The sequence below is a fragment of the Streptomyces sp. XY431 genome (assembly GCF_001279805.1).
GTDB classification, from domain to species: Bacteria; Actinomycetota; Actinomycetes; order Streptomycetales; family Streptomycetaceae; genus Kitasatospora; species Kitasatospora purpeofusca.
In genome coordinates, this window is sequence record NZ_LGDO01000501.1 from 17,049 (window position 1) to 36,623 (window position 19,575).

The 19,575-nt window shown below is 73.3% G+C and carries 18 protein-coding genes and 2 pseudogenes; 12 read left to right on the plus strand and 8 right to left on the minus strand.

The window, feature by feature from the left end; genetic code table 11:
• Positions 1-81: 81 nt before the first annotated feature.
• Positions 82-804 carry a maleylpyruvate isomerase N-terminal domain-containing protein gene (locus tag ADK60_RS35855; RefSeq protein ID WP_353651787.1) on the minus strand — a complete coding sequence of 241 codons (723 nt, stop codon included), beginning with the start codon at positions 802-804 and terminating at the stop codon, positions 82-84.
• A 158-nt stretch (positions 805-962) separates the two neighbouring features.
• Between ADK60_RS35855 and ADK60_RS35860 the strand changes: the two are divergent.
• The 6 genes and pseudogenes from ADK60_RS35860 to ADK60_RS48560 all read left to right on the plus strand — a co-directional run.
• Positions 963-1,228, plus strand: a pseudogene (locus ADK60_RS35860) (GNAT family N-acetyltransferase); the annotation flags it as partial.
• Positions 1,228-1,332 (plus strand): annotated as a pseudogene (locus ADK60_RS42690) (M15 family metallopeptidase); the annotation flags it as partial. The pseudogenes ADK60_RS35860 and ADK60_RS42690, both read left to right, overlap by 1 nt.
• A 223-nt stretch (positions 1,333-1,555) precedes the next feature.
• On the plus strand, positions 1,556-2,494 hold the full coding sequence (locus tag ADK60_RS35865; protein ID WP_053651034.1) for a MerR family transcriptional regulator: 939 nt from the start codon (positions 1,556-1,558) through the stop codon (positions 2,492-2,494).
• Between the two features lie 74 nt (positions 2,495-2,568).
• Positions 2,569-3,135 carry a GNAT family N-acetyltransferase gene (locus ADK60_RS35870; RefSeq protein ID WP_079008974.1) on the plus strand — a complete coding sequence of 189 codons (567 nt, stop codon included), beginning with the start codon at positions 2,569-2,571 and terminating at the stop codon, positions 3,133-3,135.
• A gap of 397 nt (positions 3,136-3,532) precedes the next feature.
• Positions 3,533-3,910 carry a transposase gene (locus ADK60_RS35875; protein ID WP_286185324.1) on the plus strand — a complete coding sequence of 126 codons (378 nt, stop codon included), beginning with the start codon at positions 3,533-3,535 and terminating at the stop codon, positions 3,908-3,910.
• 8 nt (positions 3,911-3,918) lie between these two features.
• Positions 3,919-4,287 (plus strand): hypothetical protein, encoded by a 369-nt coding sequence (locus ADK60_RS48560; RefSeq protein WP_199839830.1) that lies wholly within the window; start codon positions 3,919-3,921, stop codon positions 4,285-4,287.
• A gap of 36 nt (positions 4,288-4,323) precedes the next feature.
• Here the strand turns inward: ADK60_RS48560 and ADK60_RS35885 are convergent, their stop codons facing one another.
• On the minus strand, positions 4,324-6,150 hold the full coding sequence (locus ADK60_RS35885) for an NAD-binding protein (protein WP_053651035.1): 1,827 nt from the start codon (positions 6,148-6,150) through the stop codon (positions 4,324-4,326).
• Positions 6,151-6,343: 193 nt separating this feature from the next.
• Between ADK60_RS35885 and ADK60_RS35890 the strand changes: the two genes are divergently transcribed.
• Positions 6,344-6,943 (plus strand): HdeD family acid-resistance protein, encoded by a 600-nt coding sequence (locus ADK60_RS35890; protein ID WP_063783367.1) that lies wholly within the window; start codon positions 6,344-6,346, stop codon positions 6,941-6,943.
• 71 nt (positions 6,944-7,014) lie between these two features.
• On the opposite strand, the gene ADK60_RS35895 is transcribed toward ADK60_RS35890, so the two are convergent.
• Together ADK60_RS35895 and ADK60_RS35900 are read right to left on the minus strand one after the other, a co-directional pair.
• Positions 7,015-8,460, minus strand: a complete 1,446-nt coding sequence (locus ADK60_RS35895) for a CoA transferase (RefSeq protein WP_079008984.1) — start codon at positions 8,458-8,460, stop codon at positions 7,015-7,017.
• 91 nt (positions 8,461-8,551) lie between these two features.
• A complete protein-coding gene (locus tag ADK60_RS35900) occupies positions 8,552-9,925 on the minus strand; it encodes a cytochrome P450 (RefSeq protein WP_079008976.1) in 1,374 nt (457 codons plus the stop codon).
• Between the two features lie 330 nt (positions 9,926-10,255).
• Between ADK60_RS35900 and ADK60_RS35905 the strand changes: the two genes are divergently transcribed.
• Positions 10,256-11,122, plus strand: a complete 867-nt coding sequence (locus ADK60_RS35905; protein ID WP_053651036.1) for a hypothetical protein — start codon at positions 10,256-10,258, stop codon at positions 11,120-11,122.
• 465 nt (positions 11,123-11,587) lie between these two features.
• Here the strand turns inward: ADK60_RS35905 and ADK60_RS35910 are convergent, their stop codons facing one another.
• The gene (locus tag ADK60_RS35910; protein ID WP_053651037.1) at positions 11,588-11,881 is read right to left on the minus strand and encodes a zf-HC2 domain-containing protein; all 294 of its coding nucleotides are present in this window, start codon (positions 11,879-11,881) and stop codon (positions 11,588-11,590) included.
• Between the two features lie 55 nt (positions 11,882-11,936).
• On the opposite strand from ADK60_RS35910, the gene ADK60_RS35915 reads away from it, so the two are divergent.
• Entirely contained in the window at positions 11,937-12,524 is a 588-nt protein-coding gene (locus ADK60_RS35915; RefSeq protein WP_053651038.1) for a sigma-70 family RNA polymerase sigma factor, read from the plus strand.
• A gap of 81 nt (positions 12,525-12,605) precedes the next feature.
• On the opposite strand, the gene ADK60_RS35920 is transcribed toward ADK60_RS35915, so the two are convergent.
• A complete protein-coding gene (locus ADK60_RS35920) occupies positions 12,606-13,343 on the minus strand; it encodes a class I SAM-dependent methyltransferase (protein ID WP_053651039.1) in 738 nt (245 codons plus the stop codon).
• 229 nt (positions 13,344-13,572) lie between these two features.
• Between ADK60_RS35920 and ADK60_RS35925 the strand changes: the two genes are divergently transcribed.
• The 3 genes from ADK60_RS35925 (at position 13,573) to ADK60_RS35935 (ending at position 17,561) form a co-directional block, all read left to right on the plus strand.
• The gene (locus ADK60_RS35925; protein ID WP_053651040.1) at positions 13,573-15,027 is read left to right on the plus strand and encodes an MFS transporter; all 1,455 of its coding nucleotides are present in this window, start codon (positions 13,573-13,575) and stop codon (positions 15,025-15,027) included.
• 56 nt (positions 15,028-15,083) lie between these two features.
• Entirely contained in the window at positions 15,084-16,445 is a 1,362-nt protein-coding gene (locus ADK60_RS35930; protein ID WP_079008977.1) for a cytochrome P450 family protein, read from the plus strand.
• Positions 16,446-16,562: 117 nt separating this feature from the next.
• Positions 16,563-17,561 (plus strand): L-tyrosine/L-tryptophan isonitrile synthase family protein, encoded by a 999-nt coding sequence (locus ADK60_RS35935; protein ID WP_079008978.1) that lies wholly within the window; start codon positions 16,563-16,565, stop codon positions 17,559-17,561.
• Here the strand turns inward: ADK60_RS35935 and ADK60_RS35940 are convergent.
• On the minus strand, positions 17,546-18,523 hold the full coding sequence (locus tag ADK60_RS35940; RefSeq protein WP_079008979.1) for an ABC transporter ATP-binding protein: 978 nt from the start codon (positions 18,521-18,523) through the stop codon (positions 17,546-17,548). The genes ADK60_RS35935 and ADK60_RS35940 overlap by 16 nt on opposite strands.
• On the minus strand, positions 18,520-19,554 hold the full coding sequence (locus ADK60_RS35945; protein WP_053651053.1) for a FecCD family ABC transporter permease: 1,035 nt from the start codon (positions 19,552-19,554) through the stop codon (positions 18,520-18,522). The genes ADK60_RS35940 and ADK60_RS35945 overlap by 4 nt, the downstream gene beginning before the upstream one ends.
• Positions 19,555-19,575: the final 21 nt, after the last annotated feature.

Here is a 19,575-nt window from a genome sequence, read left to right on the forward strand (position 1 = left end):
CGACCTGCCCGCCTGGTGCCGCATGACCGGCCACCACTACCTCGGCGCGGTCTTCGGCCCAGACCGGTTTGTGCACGGAGATCAGCCCAGGGCGAGCCAGCGGATGCCGAGCCTTTCGACCTGCGCGGCCTCCGGCTCGGTCAGCGGCTCCCGGCCGGTGGCCTTGCGCAGGAAGTGGGGACGGCTCCACTCCAGCTTGTCGGCCGCCAGGGCCTGCTCCGCGCCCAGGAGCAGCTCCGTCACGGCGTCACCGGCCGCCGGGGTGAGCCAGGCTTCGCGTCCGAGTGCGTCGGCCAGGTCGAGGCCGTGGACGGCGACTTCCACGACGCGGGTGAGGACGAACTCCGACAGGAGCATGGCGTCGCCGTGGCGGGTCCGCACGGTCCGGCCGTCTGGTTGGGCCCGGCACAGCCTGTCGACCCGCCGCCAGGTCTCGGCGAAGTCCTCGGCGCAGGCGGCGCCGTCGGCTGGCTCCGCCGCACGGTCCTGGGCCAGGGCGATCCGCTTGCCGTTGGTCCGCTGTGAGAAGCGGTCGTCCGGGCGGTAGTACTCCACCGCGGAGATCTCCGCCTCGCCGGGTTCCGGCGCGTCCAGCATGGCCGGAAGCCAGTCGATCACCACGCATACGTGCCCGAGCAGGTCGCGTACGGTCCAGGGAGTGCAGCGCGTCGGAAGGTCCCACTCGGCCTCGGACAGTCCGGCCACGGCGTCGCCGACGGCTGCGCATTCCAGCTGAAACGCTTCGAGAACCTGATCGTGACCCACGCCGTGTCGCCTTCCGTCCGTTCGCTGTCCCCTGCTCACTTCGCCGCCCCACCGGTTCCGCTCCGCGCGCGCTTCTCGGATCATCGACACGCACGCCGAAGCGGTGCCGGTTGCAGACCGCAGGAAAAAGATCGCCGAGCAGCAGCCGGCCTTCTCCGTCAATCGCTGCTCATGGGGCGTGCGATAGGTCCCCCGCCGTGATCGAACCTGGAACCTTCCCCTGGCCGACGGACCCGATACCGACCGGCTCGTGCTCCGCCAGTCCGAGGCCCGGGACCGTGCGGCCTTCGTCGAGCTGTTCGCCTCGCCCGAGGCGGGCACCTACATCGGCGGCGTCCGGCCCCGCGACGGACTCGAGCACGCGATGCCCGAAGTGCCCGGCCGACACCCCAGCTGTTTCGTGGTCGAACGCGACGGAACGATGATCGGCATGATCACGCTCGATCCCCGCGGTGGCGAGCGCAGGCCCGCGCCGACCGGAAGCTGCTGGGCGCCGTCCTCACGGCCGCGGGACTGGTGAACTACCCCAAGGAGTGGTGGCACTGGTCCTTCGGGGACCGCTACTGAGCCCTGCTCGCAGGAAAGGCCGCAGCCCTCTACGGCCCCAAGGAACTCGGCCAGCGCAGCGACCGACCAGACCTCCTGTTCCGGCCCGGGCACCACACCGGCGGCGAGCCGCCCACCCTGGTCCGGCAAGAGGAATTGTCAAGACTTGTGGATGAGGAGTGGTTGCCTGCCAGCAGGCGAAGGGACTTGAGTCTCCCGTAGGGGGAGACACAAAGGTGGGGACATGAACGGCGACACGCTCTACTCGATCGGCGAACTCGCTCGGCGTACCGGTCTCACGGTCAAGACCATTCGGTTCTACTCCGATCGCGGAATCGTGGCGCCGACCGACCGCAGCCCGGCCGGCTACCGCCTCTACGGCATCGACGCCGTCGCACGCCTGGACTTCGTGCGTACCCTGCGCGAGCTGGGACTGGACCTTCCCACGATCCGCAAGGTCGTGGACCGAGAGCTCTCGCTTCCCGAGGTCGCCGCAGCGCACGCCGAAGCACTGACGGTGCAGATCCGCGTCCTGCGCCTGCAGCGCGCGGTGCTGACGGCGGTGGCCGAGCGCGGGTCCACACCTGAGGAGACAGAACGCATGCACCAGCTGGCCCGCCTTTCCGAGGACGAACGCAGCCGTCTGATCGGCGATTTCCTCGACACCGTCTTCGGCGGTCTTGACGCCGCCCCCGCATTCGCGGGGGTCATGCGCTCGATGACCCCCGAGTTGCCCGACAACCCGGAGGCAGAGCAGGTCCAGGCGTGGGTGGAGCTGGCCGAAATGTCCCTGGACCCGGGTTTCCGCGCCGTCGTGCGGCGGATGGTCGAGGACCAGGCGGCCGAGCAGACCCGAAGCGACGTGACGGCCCCGCGCCGCGACATTGCCGCAGCCGTCCGTGACCAGGTCGGCCCGGCCCTGACCGCCGGCATCGACCCGGCCTCGCCCCAGGCCGATCCGATCGTCGCGCAGTTCACGGCGTACTACGCGCACCTCCTCGGCCGCCCCGACGACATCGAGCTTCGCCGCCGGCTGGCGACTCGACTGGAGAGCGTGAACGACCCCCGCAGGGAGCGGTACCTCCAGCTGCTCGCAGTGGTCAACGGCTGGCCGGCCCCGGAGAGCCTGGCTCCAGTGTTCGACTGGTCCGTCCAGGCTCTGCGCGCCCGGACCCAGCAATGACGGGGCGGTCACAAGGCGGCACCGGGCGGACACGGCTGGCATCGGGTGAGAACGCCGCCACACATGATCGGCTGATGAGTGTCCCGGTCGTACTTCAGGTGGCCGCGTCGCCGGTCTCCCCCGCTCTCGTTCTTCGCCCCTGGCGCATGGAGGACGTCGCCGCATTGGTCGAGGTGAGCCGGGATCGGACACTGCGCCAGTGGGCGAGCTCTGTCGTGGACACCGATGCCGACGGGACACGCTGGGTGCAGGCTCAGCAGCAGGGCTGGGCAACGGGGGACCGGTTCGGCTTCGCCGTCTTTGAGGCACGAACCGGTTCAGTTCGCGAACAGTTGGTGGGCAACGTGGTCCTCAAGGGGGTCACCTCCGGCACACCGGCGGCCGAAGTGGGCTACTGGACCGCGGCACACGCTCGCGGGCGGGGAGTGGCCTCCCGCGCTCTGGAGGCACTCACCAACTGGGCCTTCGACACCTTCGAAGCCGACGGGCTGGAGCGTCTCGAACTCCTGCACCAGGTGGACAACCTGGCATCGTGCCGGGTTGCACAGAAGAGCCGCTACGACTTCGACACCATCCTGCCCGCGGCACCGCCCTCCTTCCCCCGCGATGGCCACCTGCACATACGGCACGCGAGTGCCTGAGATCCTCCCGGCTTCTGCGGATCGGCTGAGGCTGCTCACGCCGAGAGGAGCTCGGGGCGTTCGACGAGGTGGCCGCGTTCGAACCGTGCCCGAGCACGGACCAGAGCGACAAGGTGGGTTGCGTTCAGTGGCCGTTGCTCTATCGATCTCGGTGGGCGTGAGTCCGAGGCTGTCGACTCGGTTGGGTGATCTTCTGGTTGGCTGGGCATGAAAATGGGGCCTCCCGCACAGCTCGTGGCTGTCGAATCCAACCGAGCAACAAGGGGCCCTGGTGCTGCAGTCTTCCGCGTCCGTGTCGTTGTCGTCCGACTCCGCGCCTCTGCCGTGTGATTGCCTCGCTCATCGGTTCGGGAACGCCGGGGACCGACCGCACAGGCGGCCGAGGTACCCCTCCGACATGAGCGACGCGGAGTGGACCGTCGTGCGTGACGCGATGCCGGTGCCCGCCTGGCCAGCGGGAAGGGGCGGGAGGCCGGAGGGCTACTGCCACCGACAGCTGGTCAGCGCTGTGCGCTACTTGGTCGCAGGCGGTATCGCCTGGAGGTCTGTGCCCGCGGACTTCCCCGCGTGGGACCGGGTCTACGCCTTCTTCCGGCGCTGGCGCGACAAGGGCCTGGTCGCCGAGTTCCACGACCGGCTGCGGGGTGAGGTCCGTGAGCCGGGGATTCGACGGCGGCAAGAAGGTGAACCGTTGCGCTTGAAGCACATGCGGAGACCGAGTTCCGTGACCCCCGCGCGCTCCTCAATGCGGTTCGGCCGTACGTCAAGGAACTGACGTACAACATGTTCGAGGGCCCTGGTAACACCGGCGACCTGTACGACCGGGAGATCGCGCTCCTGCTCCGCGACAACACCGTGGTCCGCAACATGGCCGAGCGGATCCTGGACAACGCCATCGCGTACACGATCACCGCCATGGAACACCCGGAAGTGCACCTCGGTGCCGACAAGGTCGTCGATATCGGAGTGCACCAGCTCCCATTGCGAGCCCCAGGTCCGAAGCTTGATCGTTTCATAACCACCATTCCGGAAGGGGCGGCCCTGACCGGGAACGACCGGGAGCATCAGCCTGTCTCCGTGGCCGGTGGTGACCTGGTGCCGGCCGTCCGCGTGCACGACGGCCGGCACCCGCCGGGAGAGCAGTGCCCTTGAGCACAGGAAGTCGGCGTGGCCGACTTCCTGTGGCTCTCAGGTGTTCTCCGTCAGCGTCGTGTTGAGGCGAGCCAGACCGCTGCGGGTGGTGGCCACGACGACGCTGTCGCCCGGCTCCAGCGTCCGGGTGCGGTCCGCATAGTTCCAGTGGTAGAGGCGGGGGCTGCGGGCCAGTCGAACTGCCAGGACCCTGACGCCGCCCGGGTCCTCCAGGTCGTGGCGGTTGAGGCCGATCAGGCCGGTGCCGAGCTCGGCGGGGAGTTCGGCGATCAGCAGGACGTGCCGAAAAACCGAGAGGGTGCCCAGCACCTCGCGGCCCATCAGGGCGGCGGCGAAAGCCGGCGCCGAAAGATACGAGGTCGAACGCGAGGCGACATTGTCCAGGGTGGCGTAGACGTGGCTCGCGAAGGAGTCGTCGAAGAGGCGCAGCACCACCCGGACGTCGGGCCGGACGGCGCGGGCCTCCAGGGCGGCCTCCAGGTTGGTCGCGTCGTCGCCGCTGACGGCGACCACTGCGCGGCTGTGCTTGAGGCGGGCGCGGCGGAGTTGTTCGGCGAGGGGGCCGTCGTCGACGACGACCGGGACGCCGAGGGCGCGGACGGCGGAGATGCCGCGGGCCTGGGGGTCGCTCTCCAGGCCGACCACCGGCACGCCGAGTCCGTGCAGTTGGGCGACCACCCGGGTGCCGACGTTGCCGAGGCCGACCACGACGACGTGGTCGCGGGTGCCCGCGCCGGGGCTGCGGTGCTGGCCGCGGCGGCCCGAGGCGAGCACCTCGACCATGATGGCGGTGGCCACCGGCGCGAAGGTGATGCCGCAGAAGGTGATCACCACCTGGGCGATCCGCTGCCAGGTGCCGCCGGTGCCGCTCCCGTCCCCGGCGCCGGGCTGGTCCGGCTGGGCGGCGCCGGCGAGGTCGAGCAGGGAGGCGTAGAAGGTCCAGGCGAAGTCCCCGTTGAGGTACCAGAGCAGCCCGAACGAGAACAGCACCGCGGCCAGGGCGGTGATCAGTACCACGCGGAGGCGGGCGCTGGTGAAGAAGCGCAGGGTGTCGAGGAGCCGCCAGCGCAGCCGCCGCCACCAGGGGATCCGGACGGCGGGTTCGCTGGGCAGGGTCTGGAGCGCCGCGACGCCCCCGGCGGCGGGGGACGGTTCGTCGGGCGCGGTGGCGGGTTCGGCGGCGCGGCGGGCCTCGGTGGCGGAGCGGATCGGGCCGCCGTCGCCGAACTCGCCGGCCAGGCGGACGAAGGAGGCGGAGTCACCCTCCTGGTCGGGCAGCAGGCGGATCCGGCCGAGGTCCTGGCGGTCGATGCGGTCGGCGACGACGCAGATCCGGTCGGCGGCTATGTCGTCGTCGTAGGCGATGTGCAGGAAGCGGTCGCCGACCTGGACGGAGTTGGGCCGGGACAGTGCGGCGTCGGCGAAGGCCGGGGCGGAGGTGGCGGAGCCGGAGAGCGCGGTGCCGTTCCTGAGCAGCCGCTCGATGTTGGAACCGAGCCGCTGGTTGAACATCCGCAGCACGATGCGGATCCCGGGGTTGTGCCCCTGGGCGGAGAGCGCGGCGTGGATGTTCTCCTGGTCGCTGCCGTCGACGAGGGCGATGCCGCGCGCGGTCTCGACCCGGACGGCGCGCAACGCCTCCTCGGTGACGCTGGCGTATTCGACGACGGCGGCGACACCGTCCAGCTGCTCGATCCGGGGTGCGTGGTCGCGGGTGCGGTCCGGGACGAGGACGACGACCGGTACTTCGTAGTGCTCGACGAGTTCGAGGACCAGGCGGTGGGCGAGTGCGTTGCCGCCGCAGACGATGTAGTGCTGACCGATCGGCTCGACCGGAGGGGTCCCCCACCCTTCAGAAGTCATATCGACGGATCTTATCGACGGTAAGTGAGGGTGAGGTGACGTTCGGGGAACCCCGGGGGAAATCCGTTCGATCGCCCGAACGGGTGCGCCCCGCGAGCGCGGTCCGGCGCGGGCGGTGATCGTGAGGTGATCGTGAGGAACGCCCTCCCGTGAGGAACGCCGTCCACCGCCCGCACTCCAGGAGGATGCCACCGTGGTCTCCCCGATCATCACTCCCGACGGTTCCCCGGTCCGGGGTCCGCTAGGGATGCTCGCCAAGGCCGCCTGGCAGGTGCTGCTGCTCGCCGGGCTGGTCTCGCTCGCGCTCGGGATCGTCGTGTTCGTCTGGCCGAAGCAGACGCTGATGGTGGTCGGCGTGCTGTTCGGCCTCTATCTGCTGGTCATCGGCATCGTCCAGCTGGTCGCCGCGTTCGGCACCCACGCCACCACCGCGATGCGGGTGCTGGCCTTCATCAGTGGCGCGCTCTGTGTGCTGCTCGGTCTGCTGTGCTTCCGCAGCGCGGCGCAGTCGCTGCTGCTGCTGGCGATCTGGATCGGCATCGGCTGGCTGTTCCGTGGCATCACGCAACTGGTCGCCGCGATCTCGGACGAGACGATGCCGGCCCGCGGCTGGCAGGCCTTCGCGGGTGCGGCGAACACGCTGGCCGGCGTGCTGCTGATGGTCTGGCCGGTCGGCTCGATCAAGGCGCTGACGGTCCTGGCCGGGTGCTGGCTGCTGTTCCTCGGGCTGGTCGAGATCGTGACGGCCCTCCAGGTGCGCAGCTCGGCGAAGCAGATCCCGTCCGGCGTCTGAGGGCGGGAGAGAAGGACGACGGGACGGCGGGCGGGCCCTCGGGCCGGGGCCCGCCGTCGGCGCGCCGGCGGTCAGCGCCAGACCGGGGCGTCCGTGCCCCAGCGGCCCGGCGGGCGGGACCAGTCCGTGGGGGCGCCCGCGTAGCCGAGGGGCGGGCGGGCGTGGTGGAGCCGGCCGTAGTCCGGCGAGGCGGTGTCGGTGATCCACCGGGTGGGGTCGTAGGGCTCGTCGTTCGGCAGGACGTGCGGGTCGGCGGTGGGGGCGATGCCCTGCAGCAGCCAGGAGGCGGTGCCGGCCAGGGAGTAGCGCAGGTGGCGGCTCCCCGGGTGGCCGGTGCGCTGGTCGGTGAGGGCGCGCAGGACCCCGGCCGCGATCAGGTAGCCGGTGCCGTGGTCGAGGGCCTGGGCGGGCAGCACACCGGGGCGGCCGTCGGCGCCGGCCTCGACGGCGGCGATGCCGCAGCCCGCCTGGACCAGGCTGTCGAAGCCGCGGCGTCCGCTCCACGGGCCGGTCCAGCCCCAGGCGTTCAGTTCGACGACCACCAGGCCCGGTCGGCGGGCGAGCAGCTCGTCGGCGGCGAGTCCGTACGCGTCCAGGGCGCCGGGGCGGTAGGCGGTGACGACGACGTCGGCGGTGGCGAGCAGGCCGTCGAACGCGGCCCGGTCGGTCGGCCCGGCGAGGTCGAGGCGGGTGGAGCGCTTGCCGAAGCCGGTGTCGGCGTGGGCGTCCTCGGCCTCGGGCAGACGGGGCGAGTCGACCCGCAGCACGTCGGCGCCGAGCAGGGCGAGGGTGCGGGTGGCGACCGGTCCGGCGATCACCCGGGTGAGGTCGAGGACGCGGATCCCGGCGGCGGGCAGGTCGGCGGGGGCGAGTGGACGGGGCGCGGCCGTGTCGACGGTCCGGAGCTCGACCAGCGGCAGGACCAGCTCCCGGGCCGGCGCGACCGCGACGGCGAGCGCTCCCGCCGTGTACGCGCGCTCCTGGACGGTGGCGGCCGGCTGTTCGCGCAGTACGGCGGCGAGCCGTTCGGGCCCGGTGTCGGCGGGCAGGCCGAGGGCGGTGAGCAGCCGGTCCCGGTGGTGGGGGTAGTTGGCGTGGGTGCGCAGCCACCCGTCGGCGGTCTGCCAGAAGCCCGAGAGCGGCGCGAAGCTGACCGGGGCGCGGCCGTCGATCCGCAGGTGGCGTTCGCTGACGAAGGCCGTGGCGACCGCACCCTGGTCGACCCGGACCTCGGGCACCGGGCCGCCGGAGCGTTGCGCGGCGAGTTCGGCGGCGGCCAGCGAGCAGGCGGCGACGGTGGCCCGGGCCAGCCGCCGCACGGGCAGCCGGGAGGGCAGCACCGCGTCCGGGCCGTGGAAGGAGACCCGGTCCAGCAGCGCGGCCGGTCCGCCGAGCGCGGTCCAGGCGTCGGCGGTGGGCCCGTCGACACCGGACGGCAGCGGGTCGGCGGGAACGGGAGACGGAGCAGGGGCGGGGGCCGGGGGGGGGGTCGCGGTGGGGAGCGAACGGTCGGTCATGTCGGCATTCTGCTCGGCGGTCTGGGCGGTCGCAGTGACGACGGCCACCTTCCGACGTGTCCGAAGCGTGCGGGGAGCGGAGCCCGGCGGGTCAGAAGGTGAACCGCAGCGCGCGGACCCGGTGGTCGAAGCTGGACGGTGCGAGTTCCGGTTCGCCGACCGACCGGGCCTCCGGGAGCCGGGTGAACAGCTCCCGGTAGAGCACCTTCATCTCCTGCCGGGCGAGGTGCGCGCCGAGACAGTAGTGCGGCCCGCCCCCGCCGAAGCCGAGGTGGGGATTGGGGGTGCGGGTGATGTCGAAGGACTCGGGGTCGGCGAACACGGTCTCGTCGTGGTTGGCGGAGCCGTAGTAGAGCACCACCTTCTCGCCCGCCCGCAGCAGCGGGCCGTCCGGACCGCCGAGCCGGTGGTCGACGGCGAGGGTGCGGCGGAACTGGATGATCGGCGTGGAGTGGCGGACGATCTCGTCGACCGCGCCGCCGAGGTGCCGGTCGAGGTCGCCGAGGAGCAGGGCGCGCTGGCCGGGGTGGACGGTGAGCAGGTGGAGGCCGTGCGCGAGGGCGTTGCGGGTGGTCTCGACCCCGGCGACGAGCAGGAGGGAGAAGAAGGCGCCGAGTTCGCGGCCGGTGAGGCGGCGGCCGTCGACGTCGGCGGTGACCAGGGCGGAGATCAGGTCGTCGGCGGGGCGGCGGCGGCGCTCCCGGCCGAGGGCGGCGACCATGCCCTGCATCCGGGCCAGCGCCCGCAGCCCGCGACCGGGCGTCCGGAGGCGTTCGCGCAGCGGGCGGGCGACGCCGGTGTGCTCGGAGGCGTGGTTGACCTGGTCGAGGATGGCGCGGCGGATTTCGGCCGGAATGCCCATCATGTCGCAGATCACCCGGAAGGGGAGTTCGGCGGCCACCGCGTTGACGAAGTCCCGGGGGCGCTCGTGCTCGACCCGGTCGACCAGTTCGGTGGCGACCCGGCGGATGTCCTCCTCCACCCGGGAGAGCAGGCGCGGGGTGAAGGCGCGGGAGACGATCCGGCGCAGCTGGGCGTGCCGGGGGTCGTCCAGGTTCACCATCGAGTCGCCGAACAGGAGGCGGACCCAGCGGGCGGGTTCGGGGGTGGTGACGCCCGGTCCACTGAGGAAGACGCCGGGGATGCGGCTGGCCTCGACCACGTCGGCGTACCGGACCAGGGCGTGGAAGCCCTGGTCGCGGCCGCCCCGGCCCGGGCCGGCACCGAAGCGGGCGGGGGCGGGGAGGCGGCGCAGTTCGGCGAAGGCGGCGGCGCGGGCCGGGGCGGGCAGTCGCCAGAAGGCCGGATCCGCGAGGTCGGCACCCTCCGGCCGGTCGACGGCGAACCCGGGGCCGACGCCTGCGACTCCGGACCTGACGTCGGCCCCGGGGCGGACGCCCGCGGCCGCTCCGCCCGTCGCACCGCTGGTCGTGGTCGCGCCGGCATCGGATGCGGTGGTGCCCATCCCGGGCCTCCTGTCCCTGTCGGTCCCGTGTGTGCGAGGTCACATTCAGTACGTATCGGAACGAAGCTGTCAAACCGATATGACGGCATGAATAGCATCTTCTGGGACCAGTCGGGCGCCGCTCTGCGCTCCACCCCTTCCCGCACCGTCGGGATCCAGCCACCGGACGACAACCCTCCCGCACCACCCTTCCCAGCGGCCCCGGAGGTGTCAGTGCCCGAACGGCCTGCCTCGCCGGGACCCGCCCGAGGTGCCCGGACGTGCCGCCACAGGGGTGGAACCGGCCAATAGCGGAGGGTGCGGTACTGGTCGGCGGAGGCGGGTGCGACGATGAGTGTCATCGTGATGACCGACCGGATCCGCTCGCTGCGCGCCGTGGTCTTCGCCGCGCTCTGCGTGGCGCTGGCCGCCACGGCGCACGTTTCCATGTCCGGTTCCGGGGTTTCGGCTCCCGTCCTCGCCGGCGCGTTCGGTCTCACCCTCGGCCTCACCTGGCTGCTGGCGGGCCGACGGCGCGGGCTCACGGTGATCAGCCTCTGGATGGTGGCGGCGCAGACCGCCCTGCACCTGACCTTCGAACAGGCGGGCTCGCTGCTCGGCGGTGGCGGCGCGAGCCGCACTCCGCCGACGGACTGGGCCTCGCTCCTGCTGTGCAATCCGGACGCGACACCCACCGGGTTGACGCCGGACGACCTGGCCGTGATGGCCGGGCTCGATCCGGACGTCCCGCCGGCCGGTGCCCAGGCCGCGACCGCCGCGCACCACGCGCACGGCGCGGCGGCGGCACCTGACCCGGCGTCCGGGTCGGGCGCGGGCGTGACCGGGCAGAGCGTGACCGGGCAGAGCCTGGCCGGTCACGCGACGGGCGGTCACAGTACGGGCGGTCACGACATGGCCGCGCACGGCATGTCCACCGGCATGATCGCCGCCCACGTGATCGCCGCGCTCGCGTGCGCGCTGCTGCTCTGGCGCGGCGAGACGGCGCTGGTGCGGCTGTTCGACCTGCTCGGCGCACTGGGCGCCGTACTGGCCGGGGCGCTGCTGGCACCGCTGCTGGCCCTGTTCGGCCGACCCGCCGGGTACCGGCCGCCGGGAGCGCCGAGACCCGTCGGCAGCCGGACCCGGCTACCGCGGCTGGTGCTGCTCTCGCACGCCCTGGTGCGGCGTGGGCCGCCCCGCACCGCGTTCGCCCGCTGACGCGCCCTCCGCCCTCCCGGACACCGACCGGTGTTCCCGACGCGGTGGGCAGGTCGCCCCGCGCCGCAGCCGCGCCGCCGGGTACCGCCGCCCGTCCCGGACGACCCCGACCGACCGCGAACCACCGCACCGCCGTGCCGTCGCACCGCCCCGCCCAACCCCGCGCCTCTGCCGGAGCCGGGACCGGGAGCAGGACCGACGGCCACGGACGGCGGCGGAGGCCGCCGAGGGCCGGGCGACCCGGGGACGGAGCGCCGCCGGTACCGACGGACGCCGCCCGCGCGACCGGGGCCCGGGCCCGTGCGCGCCGACCGTCCCGCCGCTCCGCCGGCCGGGGCCCCGGACGCGCGGCCGCCCACCGACGCCGACGGTTCCGCCCGCAGCGGGACCGCACCACCGTCTTCCCCCCGGGACTCCTCCATGTCTCACTTCGACGGCGCACCGGTCCGAACCGGCGCCACCGTCCTACCGCGTCCGCCCGCCGTCCCCCTGCCCGGGGCGGCCCTCCATCTCCTCGACGACCGAATCCGCCGCCGGCTCCGCGCCGAGGCCGGCGAGGAGCGCCGCCGTCCACTCCCCCGACGGGTCGCCGCCGGTCCGGTCGGCGAGCAGTGGTCCGCGCAGCCGCTCCGCCCGCTCCAGCCAGTCCCGGCAGACCGCGCAGCGCGCGACGTGCTTGTCCAGTCGACGGTCCGGCACACCGGCCGGCTCGCCGTCGAGGCGGGCGGACAGAGCGGTACGGAGTTGCTCGCATCTCATATGACCATCGTCCCGCACCTTCTCCCAGGTGGGACTGTCCGGGTGGGAGGCCGCCATGGATGACGAACAGCTGACCGCCCTCGCCCTGGCCGCCCGCGAGGGGCGGTCCGCCGACGTCGAAGCCTTCGTCCGGGCCACCCAGCGGGACGTGTGGCGGTTCGTCGCCCACCTCACCGATGTGCAGTCCGCCGACGACCTCGCCCAGGAGACCTTCCTGCGCGCCCTGCGCAGCCTGCCCGGGTTCGCCGGACGCTCCTCGGCCCGTACCTGGCTGCTGTCGATCGCCCGCCGGACCGTCATCGACCGCTACCGGAACGCCGCCGCCCGCCCGCGCTGCGCGGCGCTGCCGGACTGGCAGGAGGCCGCCGAGCGGCAGGGCACCACGCCCGCCGCGGGCTTCGAGGACGGCGTGGCGCTCGGCGACCTGCTGGACCGGGTGCCGGCGCAACGGCGGGAGGCCTTCGTGCTCACCCAGGTGGTCGGGCTGAGCTACGCCGAGGCCGCCGAGGTGGCCGGCTGCCCGGTCGGCACCGTCCGCTCCCGGGTCGCCCGGGCGCGCGAGGAACTGATCGCCCGCCTGCGGGCCGCCGAGGCCGGCGAGCCGGCGGCCGGCGCGGCGGCGGAACTGGCGGCCGCCTGCTGAGCGGCGCGCGGGGCCTGCCGGAGGGCGGGTGACGGACCCTGGGGTCCGTCACCCGCCCTCCGGCATGCTCCCTCCGTCCGGTCAGGCATCGGCAGACGGGCGGCGCGCCAGGAAGACGAACTCCTTCCCCGGACGGTCCGGCGCGTCCCGGACCTCCGCCACCACGAACCCCTGCGCCGCCAGCTCGCCCTCGACCTCCTCCCGCTCCCGGAACCGCAGCGTCGAGTCCGAGGTCAGCACCTGCCCGTCCGCGGCGAAGACGAAGGTCCACCGGAACGTCACCAGCGGCCCGTCCGCCTCGACGAGCCGGACCCAGCTCTCGACCGGGCCCACACCCGGCAGCTCCGTCACCCGGTGGGACTTCTCCCGGGTCCAGTCCTCCCAGGCCCGCGCGGCCGGATCGCGGGTCTCGAAGAGCAGGTGCCCGCCGGGCCGCAGCGCCCCGAAGGCCCCGCGCAGCGTGCGCCGCCAGGCCGCCGGACCGGCGATCGCCTGGGCGACGTTGGCGGTCATCGTCACCAGGTCGACCCGCAGCGGCGGGAGGTCCGTGGCATCGCCGTGGATCCAGCGCACCCGTCCGGCGCCCGGCTTGGCCCGGGCCACGTCGAGGGAGGCCAGGGCCGGATCGACGCCGACGACCTCGATCCCGCGGCCGGCCAGGAGGAGGGCGAACACCCCGGTGCCGCAGCCGATGTCCAGCACCCGACGGGCCCCCAGCTCCCCGGCCAGCCGGAGGTAGGGGTCGAGATCGCCCCGGTCGGGGTCGAGCGGATCGTAGATCGCGGCCAGCCGGGGATGTCCGAAGCATTCGTCAACCATGCGTTCGAACCTAGGGCGGTGCGGACCCGGAGCGGGCGGCGACCGCGCAGAACGGCCGTCGGGAACCGGCGGCGGGCAGCGGACAGGATCGGCCACTGTGGGCATGATCCGGCCAAGCCATAAAAATCCCCCACCTGTTCGGAACTCGAGCCGGGGTGTCTCCGACTGCTGTACCGGACGCCGCCGCCGAGGTGGTGTCCGGACAGCACGGGGGAACGGAGGATGACCCATGGCAGCGCAGCAGTCGCCCGCCACCAGTACGTCGGGTGACGGCCCGGTCCGGTCGGAGGACCGGTGGAGCCTGGTCTTCGCCGCAGGGCTGATCTCCTTCGTCGCGATGCTCGACATGAACGTGGTCAACCTCGCGCTCACCGACATCGCCGACGCCCTGGACGTCTCCCCGACCACCGCCCAGTGGGCCGTGCTCGGCTACCAGCTCCCCCTGGTGGCCCTGCTGCTGCCCGCCGGACGGTGGCTGGACCAGGTCGGCCTGCGCGCCGCCCTGCTGCTGTCGGTCGGCTGCTTCGCGCTCTGCAGCGCCCTGGCCGCCGTCGCGCCCTGGGCGAGCTGGCTGATCGCCGCCCGCCTCGCCCAAGGGGCCTTCGGCGCCGTGCTGTTCGTACTGATGCCGGTCCTCGCGGCCACCGCCGTCCGCCCCGAGCTGCGCGGCCGCGCGATGAGCGTGCCCGCCACGCTGGGCCCGCTGGGCGCCGTCCTCGGCCCGGTCGTCGGCGGCCTGCTGCTCGACCACGTCGGCTGGCGGGCGATCTTCCTCGTCAAGCTGCCGATCTGCCTGGCCGCCTGGCTGATCGCCCGCAAGGACGCCCCGCGCGGCGGCAAGCAGCTGCGGCTGCCCGACCGCGCCTCGCTCGGCGACGCCGCGCTGATCGGCTCGGCGGTCGCCTCGGTACTGCTCGGCCTCACCCTGGCCCCGGACGCGCCGCTCTGGCTGCTGCTCACGCTGCCGTCCGTGCCGCTGGTGCTGTTCTGGCTGCGCCGCCCCGGCGGGCGGCCGGTCGCCGGTGTCCTGCGCGCCTCCGGCACCGCCGCCGTCAACGGCTCGGTACTGGCCCTCGCCGCCGGCTTCGCCGCCAACCACTACCTGCTCGCCCAGTACCTGCGCCGCGACGACGGCGAGAGCGCCACCAACACCGCGCTCACCATGCTGGCGTTCCCGCTCGGCATGGTGGTGGCCGGCCGCTTCGGCGGGCGGCTCGCGGACCGCTGGGGCGCCCGCCCGACGGCGCTGACCGGCGCCGCCGTGACCGCGTTCGGCCTGCTGCTGCTCGTCCCGGTCGACACCGACTGGTCCCCGGTCGACATCGCCTGGCGGCTCGCCGTGGCCGGCGTCGGCATGGGCCTCAACGGCGGGCCGGTCCAGGCCCTGGTGATGACCTCCGCCCCGCCCGGCCAACTCGCCACCGCCGGCTCGGCCGTCCAACTGGCCCGCAGCCTCGGCTTCGCGCTCGGCCCCGCACTGGGCACCGCCGCCACTCTCTACGGCACCACCGAGGTCGCCGGCATCCGGGCCGGGCTCACCCTGGCCGGCACCGCCGCCGCCCTCGCCGTCGGACTACTGACCCTGCACCACCGCAACAACCGCACCAAGGACGCCGCCGCCGGCGGCAGCACCGGCAGCGGGAGCACCACCGGAACCGACCGGACGATCCGCAGCCGCGTGTGACCCACCGTCACACCTCCCCCTACGCACGGCAGATCCTTACCGGAGGAACAACCGCAATGACCGACACCGTCCACGACCCGACCGCGGCGGGCGAGACGCCCGACGGGCCGCGCTGCCCGTTCGGGTACGACGAACTCCCCGATCCGGTACCGCTGTTCGGACCGGAGTACAAGAGCGACCCGTACCCGCTGTACCGGAAGATGCGGGCCGCGGGCCCGGTCCACCGGGTGACCTTCCCGAGCGGCGTCGGCGCCTGGCTGGTCACCGGCTACAAGGCGGCCCACGCGGCGCTCAACGACCCCAGGCTCGGCAAGAACCACTCACTGGGCAACGAGGACTGGCGCAAGCTCGCCTCGATCATGCCGGAGCCGCAGCACTCCCAGCTCCAGGTGCACCTGCTGCACCAGGACCCGCCGAAGCACACGACGATGCGCAAGCTCGTCCTGGACGCCTTCGCGCCGCGCCGGGTGGAGGCACTGCGCCCGCGCATCCAGGAGCTGGCCGACGCCCTGATCGACGAACTCCCGGCGACCGCCCCGGCCGGCGGCACCGACCTGGTCGAAGGCTTCGCGGCCCACTACCCGTTCCGGGTGCTGGCGGCCGTGATCGGCCTGCCCCAGGAACTCGCGGTGCGCTTCGACCGCGACTGGGGCAAGGTGGTGCAACCGGTCGGCCCGCAGGACCCGGGCCGACCGGCGTACGAGGGCCGGCTGCACGGCCTCCAGGGCTACATCGCCGACGTGGTCGCCCACAAGCGTGCCACCTACGACCCCGCCGGGCCCGACGTGGACCTGCTCGGCCGGCTCGTCGCCGCCTGCGACGCCGGCGAGTTGAGCCCCGAGGAGCTCGCCTCCATGGTGTTCCAGCTGCTGGTCGCCGGCCAGGAGCCGGTCACCAACCAGATCACCACCATGCTGATCACCCTGCTCCGCCACCCGGACCAGCTCGACCGGCTGCGCGCGAGCCTCGACCCGGACGCGCCCGGCGCCGAGCCGGGCCTGCTCACCCGGGCGATCGAGGAACTCCTGCGCTACGACGGCGCGTTCGAACTCACCACCTGGCGGTTCTTCGGAGCCGACAGCGACCTGCACGGCACCACCGTGCCGGCCGGGGACTCGGTGATCGTCTCGCTCGGCGCCGCCAACCGCGACGAGGAGCAGTTCCCGGACACCGACGTCCTGGACTTCGACCGCTCCCCCAACGCCCATCTGGCCTTCGGCCACGGCATCCACTTCTGCCCCGGTGCCGCCCTGGCCCGCGCCGAACTCCAGATCGCCGTCGGCACCCTGCTCACCCGGCTGCCCGGGCTGCGCCCGTCCGCCGCCGACGGCGAGGAGATCGACTCGCTCGCCTGGGTGCCCGCCGTCCTCGCCCGAGGGGTGAACCGGCTCCCGGTCGCCTACGACCGGCGGCACTGACCGCCCGCGAGGACCCAACGACGCGTCTCCCCGCATCCACCGCAGCGTCCCGGCGACCACCGCCGGGGCGTGGCTCCGCCTGCCCGAAGCCCGTACACCGTTCCATGGAGGACAACCATGCCGCCCGCCGGCACCACCGTCACCAGTGACTCCCAGGCCGACAGCAACGAGAGCACCGGCACCGCGTACACCGCCCCGGACCAGCAGACCGTGGCCCGGCTCTCCGCCGAGATCCTCGACCTGCTGCTGCCGCACCGCCGCGCGTCCGATCCGGACGCCGAGGCGATACCCGCCGACTTCCCGCTCCAGCTGGAGCAGTTGGCGGACTTCATCACCGCCGGGGACCAGATCCTGTTCACCCTGCCCGGCTTCCCCTGCAAGTCGCCCAACCTCGCCAAGGTGCTCAGCCACCTGCCCGACGAGGGCGAGCGGCTGTCGCTCACCTTCCTCAACCGGCTCGCCGAGGAGATCGGCAAGATCTACGAGCCCGGCGCCAAGATCCTGATCTGCTCGGACGGCCACATCTTCGGCGACCTCATCCACGTCCCCGACGACCACATCGACCAGTACTCCGACGAGCTGTCCGCGCTGATCGAGCGCGAGGGCCTGACCAACCTCGACACCTTCGACCTGCGGGCCGTCCTCGGCGACCTGCCCTTCGACGAGAAGCGCGCCCGGGTGCACGCCAAGTACGCGCCCACCAAGGAGGAGCTGCGCGAGCAGGTGCTCACCGACGAGGAGACCGCCAAGCTCTATCGCGGCATCACCCGCTTCCTCACCGAGGACACCTTCGGCTGGACCGGCACCAAGTCGGCCCTCCAGAAGGACTGCCGCCAGCGCGCCTACGGCGTCATCCAGCGCAGCCGCGCCTGGGGCGACCTGATCGCCGAGCAGCACCCCCGCTCGTTCCGGCTCTCCATCCACCCGCAGAAGGTCGGCGTGCTGAAGTTCGGCATCCGGCTGCTGGAGCACACGGACATGTGGATGACCCCGTGGCACTCCTCGGTGCTCCACCGCCCGGACGGCGAGTGGGAGCTGATCCGCAGCGCGGAGGCGGCGAAGGTCGGCCGGCTGGTCGAGCGCAACGGCCGCCCGAGCCACTACGAAACCTCCTGACGTTCGACGGAGACCGGGGTGGGGAGACCGACCGGGACGGTGACTTCGGTGACCGGTACCACCGAGGGCGGGGCGATCAGGCCTGCCCCGGCTCCGGTCGGCTCCTTGGCAGCCGCACCAGCACCCGCACCCGCGGCACCCCTGCCCGACGGCGGCGCGACCGGACCCGGCACCCCCGGGTCCGGCGCGCCGACCGGCGCCCGGTGGTCGAACGCGATCAACGGGTCCCCCGTGAGCGGGTGTTCGATCACCGCCGCCCGCACCCCGAACACCTCGGCGAGCAGCTCGGCGGTCAGCACCTCCCTCGGCTCCCCCGAGGCGACCAGCGTGCCCCGGTGCAGCACATGCAGCCGGTCGCACACCGAGGCCGCCGCGTTCAGGTCGTGCAGCGCGACCAGGGTGGTGCGGCGCTGCTCGCGCAGCAGCGCCAGCAGCTCCACCTGGTGCCGGACATCCAGGTGATTGGTCGGCTCGTCCAGCACCAGGACGTCCGGCTGCTGTGCCAACGCCCGCGCCAGCAGCACCCGTTGCCGCTCCCCGCCGGAGAGCTGGGCGAACCCCCGGTCCGGCGCGTGCGCCATGCCGACCCGGGTCAGCGCCTCGGCGACCAGCCGGTGGTCCTCGGCGTCGTCCTTGGCGAACGCCCGCTTGTACGGGGTCCGGCCCATCGCGACCACCTCGCGCACGGTCAACTCGAAGTCGCCGCCGCGCTCCTGGGGCAGCGCCCCGATGTGCCGGGCCGACTGTGCCGGACTCAGCTCGGACAACTCCCGCCCGGCCAGCAGCACCCGCCCGGCGCTCGGCCGCAGATGCCGGTAGACGGTGCGCAGCAGGCTGGACTTGCCGCTGCCGTTGGGACCGACCAGGCCGGCGATCTCGCCCTCCTTGGCGACCAGGTGGACACCGGCCACCACGGTCCGCCCGGCGAGAGTGACACTCAGGTCTTCGACGGCGATTCTCAATTCCGCTCCAGTCGTCGGTCCAGCAGGTAGAGCAGGGTGGGCGCGCCGAGCAGCGCGGTGACCACGCCGATCGGCACCTCCTGGCCGTCCAGAGCGACCCGGGCGATCAGGTCGACGACGACCAGCAGGACGGCGCCGGTGAGGGCGGACAGCGGCAGCAGCCGCCGGTGGTCGCCGCCGACCAGCAGCCGGCACACGTGCGGCACCATCAGTCCGACGAAGCCGATCGCACCCGAGACGGCGACCAGCACCCCGGTGAGCACACTGGTGACGGCGAAGATCTCCCGGCGCAGCCGGACCACGTCGACCCCGAGGCCGGCCGCCGTCTCGTCGCCCATCAGCATCGCGTTCAGCCCCCGGGCGCGGCCCTGGAGCAGCACCAGCCCCAGGGCCACGGCGGCGGCGGGGACGGCGAGTTGGCCCCAGGTGGCGCCGCTGAGGCTGCCCATCAGCCAGAACAGCACGCCCCGGGTCTGCTGCTCGTCGCCGGTCTGGAGCACGAGATAGCTGGTCAGGCCGGTGAGGAACTGGCCGATGCCGATACCGGCCAGCACCAGGCGCAGCGGGGAGAAGCCGCCGCCGCGCCGGGCCAGCACCCACACCAGGGAGAACGCGGCGAGCGCGCCGAGGAAGGCCGCCAGCGAGACGGTCAGTCCGGCGATCCCGCCGACGGTCAGCGACAGGCCCATGCCGGTGCCGAGGACGATCACGCCCACCGCCCCGAGCGAGGCCCCCGAGGAGATGCCGAGCAGGTAGGGATCGGCGAGCGGATTGCGGACCAGGGCCTGCACCGCGGTGCCGACCAGGCCGAGCCCGGCCCCGACCGCCGCCGCCAGCAGTGCGCGCGGGACGCGCAGTTGCCAGACGATGAGGTCGCGGGTGCCGGGCGCCGGGTGCTGCCCGGTGAGCCGACCACCGACCACCGACCACACCTCGCCGGGCGGGATGTCCACCGAGCCGAGCGAGACGGCGGCGGTCAGCGCGACCACCAGGGCGGCGGTGAGCAGCGCGGCGAGCGGCCCGGGGCGCAGCGCCCGGACCCGCCCCCGGCG